This is a genomic window from Streptomyces endocoffeicus, from assembly GCF_016741935.1.
GTDB lineage: Bacteria > Actinomycetota > Actinomycetes > Streptomycetales > Streptomycetaceae > Streptomyces > Streptomyces endocoffeicus.
This window is the reverse complement of the sequence record NZ_JAERRG010000102.1, coordinates 1-4558: the sequence shown is the minus strand read 5'-3', so window position 1 is coordinate 4558 and position 4558 is coordinate 1. Positions and strand designations below refer to the sequence as shown.

Sequence of the window (4558 nt, the reverse complement as noted above, 5' to 3'; positions counted from 1 at the left end):
AAACCCACAATCAAACTCCCCCGCCCCATACAAAAACCCACCCTGATCGACATAACTCGAATCAGGACGCCCCCCCGTCACATCGACCAGAGAAGCAAGATCCCAACCACGATCACCCGGAAAACCAGAAACAACATCACGCCCCTCCGCAACCACACCCCACAAATCCTCCGGAGACCCCACCCCACCCGGATACCGACACGCCATCCCAATAATCGCGATCGGCTCGTGCCACGCCGCGGTGAGCCTGCGGTTCTGGGCGCGGAGCTGCTCGGCCTCCTTCAAAGAGGCGCGCAGCGCGGCGACCAGCTTCTGGTCGGACTCAGCCATCGGGTATCTCACCTCTCCGCAGCGGTGTCGTCGGCGCCGGAGCCGTTGAGCGCCAAGTTGATCAACTCATCGGTGTCCATCGAGTCGATCGAGGCGTCCTCGCCCGGCTCGGCGGCCACACCGTCCGCCAGCGCGAGCAGCCCGTCGATCAGGCCGGCGGCGCGTAGGCGGGCGAGCGGGATCGTCCGGAGGGCCTCCCGGATCGACTGCTCCTCGGGGGCGCCGCCCACCGCGTCCTCGTCCGGCACCAGCTCCTGGAGCAGGTGGGCCGCGAGGTCGCGGGCGTTCGTGTACTCGAAGACGAGCGTCGCTGGCAGCCGCAGCCCGGTGGCCTCGCCGACGCGGTTGCGGAACTCGACGGCGCTGAGCGAGTCGAAGCCCAGCTCGCTGAAGGCGCGGTCCGGCTCGACGGCGTCGGCTCCGGGGTGCCCGAGGATCTCGGCGGCGCTGCCGCGGACGAGGCCGAGCACCTCGTTCCGCCGTTCGGCCGGGGACAGCGCCGCGAGCCGCCGACGGTAGGCGGCGGGCGTCGCGCCCGTCCGCGCGGCCCCGGCGGCGGACCGGCCATGGACGCGGACCAGCCCGCGGAACATCGGCGGCAGTTGGTCGGCGGACCCGCGCGCCGTCCCGAGGCCGAGCCGGATCGGAATGACCACGGTCTCGTCGATCCCGGTCGCGGCGTCGAAGAGCCTGAGTCCGTCCTCCACTTGCAGCGGCAGGACACCGCTGCGGCTCATCCGCTGCCGGTCGGCCGCGGAGAGGCCGCCCGCGATGCCACCCCCGGTGTCCCAGAGCCCCCAGGCGAGCGACTGCGCGGGGAGCCCGCCGGCGCGACGGTGGGCGGCCAACGCGTCCAGGAACGCGTTCGCCGCCGCGTAGTTGCCCTGACCCGACGCGCCCAGCACGCCGGCACCCGATGAGAAGAGCACGAACGCCGACAGGTCCAGGTCCCGGGTGAGGTCGTGAAGGTTCAGTGCCGCGTCCACCTTGGGGGCGAAAACGGTGTCGAGGCGTTCCGGCGTGAGCGAACCGATCACGCCGTCGTCCAGCACACCCGCCGCGTGAACGACGCCCCGCAGCGGGAACTCCGGCGGGATCGCGGACAGCAGGGCGGCCACGGCGCCCCGGTCGGCCACGTCGCACTCGGCGATCGACACCTCGGCGCCCAACCCGGCCAGTTCGTCCCGGAGTTCGGGTGCGCCCGCCGCCTCCATACCCCGGCGGCTGGTGAGGACCAGGCGGCGAACACCGTGGGCGGCCACCAGATGCCGCGCCACCAGTGCGCCGAGCGCACCCGTGCCACCGGTCACCAGGACCGTCCCCGAGTCGTCGAACACCGGCTTCCGGTCGCCGGCCAACTGCTCGGCCGCCACTCGCGCCAGGCGAGCGACGCTCACGGCACCGTCGCGCACGACCACCTGCGGCTCGTCGGAGGCGACCACCAGAGGCAGATCGTCCGGGACGGCGTCGGCGATCGTGATGCGGGCGCCGGGGTTCTCCGCCTGAGCCGAACGAATCAATCCCCACACCGCGGCGGCGCCAGGGTCCGTGACGTCCTCACCGCCGGCGGACACCGCCCCGCGTGTCAGCACCACGAGCCGCGACCCCGCGAACCGATCGTCCGCGAACCAGGACTGGAGGACCTCCAGTACGCGACCGGCCCGCGTCCGGGCATCGCCGCCGCCGACCGTCAGCACGACCACATCGGGCGCGGGTCCCGCCTGGACGTCCTCCCAGTACCGCCAGTCGAGGGGGGCCCGGTCCGAGACCGGGACGGGGAGCCATTCGAGGCGGAACAGCGAATCATGGAGGGCGGGTCCCGATGCCGCGGGGACCCCGTCCGGAACGGGCCGTGTCACGAACGACGCGGCCGAAAGCACCGGAGCGCCCGTGGCGTCGGCCACATGCAGGCTCAGCCCGTCCGATCCGGTTGGGGAGAGCCTGACGCGTCCGCTCGACGCCCCCACCGCGTGGAGCGTCACCTGGGACCAGGAAAACGGCAGCGCCGCCTCCGCACCGGCCCGGCCGTCCCGCAGCGCGGCCGGATGCAGGCACATGTCCAGCAGCGCCGGGTGCAGCCCGAACCGGTCGGCGTCCTCCCGGTCCTCACGGGAAAGCTCGACCTCCGCGAAGAGGTCCGCGCCGTCCCGCCAGACCGCGCGCAGACCTTGGAACGCCCGCCCGTAGTCCAGCCCGGCCGCGGCCATCCCCTCGTAGAAGCCGTCCAGAGCCACGGGCTCCGCGCCAGGGGGCGGCCACGCGTCCAGGTCGAAAGACGACGTCTGCGGCGCGGCGGAGCTCAGGACGCCCGAAGCGTGACGCGTCCACGGCCCTTCCCAGCCCTCCGGACGGGAGTGCACGGCGACCCGGCTGCGGCCGTCACTGTCCTCCGCCGTCACGACTACCTGGAGCTGGATCGCGCCCCGGTCGGGGACGGCGAGCGGCGCCTCCAGGACGAGTTCCTCGACGATCTCGCAACCGGCCTGCTCGCCGGCCCGCAACGCCAGCCCGACGAACGCGGTCCCCGGCAGGATGACGGTGCCGCGGACGACGTGGTCGGCCAGCCAGGGCTGATCGGCGAGCGAGATCCGTCCCGCGAGGACGGCACCACCGGAATCCACGAGCGGAACCACCGCGCCGAGGAGGGGATGTTCGGCGGAGCCGAGCCCCATCGCCGCCGGGTCCGCACTCGACCGGCCGTTCGGCAACCAGAACCGCTGGTGCTGGAAGGCATAGGTGGGGAGGTCGACATGGCGGGCGCCGGTTCCGGTGAAGAACTTCTCCCAGTCGATGGTGACGCCGTTGGTGTGGAGGCGGGCGAGTGCGGTGATGAGGGTGGTCGTTTCGTCGCGGTCGCGGCGAGAGCCGGGAATCACCGTCGCGTCGTCGACGGTGTGCTCGACCATGAGGGTGAGCGCCGCGTCCGGGCCGACCTCGAGGAATGTGCCGACGCCTGCTTCCGACAGATGTGTGATCGCGTCGGCGAACCGCACCGGTCGGCGGATCTGGTTCGCCCAGTACTGGACGTCGGCTTCGGTCAGCGGCTCCCCGGTCACGGTGGAGATCACCGGGATCCGCGGCGGCTCGAAGGTGATGCCGTCCACCGCGCGGGCGAAGTCGTCCAGCATCGGTTCCATGAGGGCGGAGTGGAAGGCGTGTGACACCGCGAGCCCGCGCGTCTTCCAGCCCCTGTCGGCGCAGGCTCCCGCCGTCCGGGCCACGGCGTCCTCGGGGCCGGAGACGACCACGGAGGCCGGGCTGTTGACGGCCGCGATCTCCGCACCGTCCAACAGCTCCACGACCTCGTCCTCGGAAGCCTGCACGGCGACCATCGCACCGCCGGAGGGAAGCGCCTGCATCAGACGGCCACGCGCACCCACCAGAACACACACATCAGGCAGCGAGATCATGCCCCCCACGTGCGCTGCCGCGATCTCCCCGATGGAGTGCCCGACCAGATAGTCGGGTCGCACACCCCACGACTCGAGAAGACGGAACAACGCGACCTCGACCGCGAACAGCCCGGCCTGAGCCCACACCGTCTGGTCCAGCAGCGCCTTGTCCTCACCCCACAACACCTCACTCAGCGAACCCTCCAACACGCCCTCAAAACCGGCACACACCTCATCGAACGCCGCCGCGAACACCGGAAACGCCCCATGCAACTCACGACCCATCCCCAGACGCTGCGCACCCTGACCCGTGAACACCCACGCCGACTTCGCAGGCCCGCGCACCTGCCCACGATGCGCACCCCGTGCCGACTCGTCGTTCGCCAGGGCACATAGGCCGCTCATCAACTCGTCGCGGTTTCCGGCGATGAGCGCCACTCGTTCATCGAAGGAGACCCGGGTGGTCGCCAGGGAGAAGGCGACGTCGGCGGGGTCGAGGTCGGTCCGTCCGTCGAGGTGCGCGGCCAGCCTCCCGGCCTGCTCTTTGAGAGCCTCCTGGGTCTTGGCGGACAGCAGGTACGGGAGGGCGCCGCCGCCGCTCGCCTCCTCCTTCTCCAACGCGCGGACCGGTTCGGCCTGTTCAAGGATGAGGTGGGCGTTGGTGCCGCTGACGCCGAAGGAAGAGATCCCAGCCCGGCGCGGGTGCCCGTTGACCGGCCACTGGCGCGCCTCAGTCAACAACTCCACCGCACCAGACGCCCAATCCACCTGCCGCGACGGCTCATCCACATGAATCGTCCGCGGCAACACCCCATGCCGCATCGCCTCCACCATCT

General features: G+C 71.4%; 2 protein-coding genes. Both read right to left on the bottom strand.

Annotated features, from left to right (window positions below; all coding sequences use genetic code 11):
* The coding region (locus tag JK364_RS53895; RefSeq protein WP_230993960.1) for a beta-ketoacyl synthase N-terminal-like domain-containing protein at positions 1 to 330 on the bottom strand (330 nt) is incomplete at its 3' end.
* A gap of 8 nt (positions 331 to 338) precedes the next feature.
* Positions 339 to 4544, bottom strand: a complete 4206-nt coding sequence (locus tag JK364_RS53890) for a type I polyketide synthase (protein ID WP_372462111.1) — start codon at positions 4542 to 4544, stop codon at positions 339 to 341.
* Between the last annotated feature and the right edge of the window lie 14 nt (positions 4545 to 4558).

Coding starts and splice junctions, on each gene's coding strand:
- JK364_RS53890 (WP_372462111.1), bottom strand. CDS start 4,544: ATGCGGCATGGGGTGTTGCCGCGGACGATTCATGTGGATGAGCCGTCG.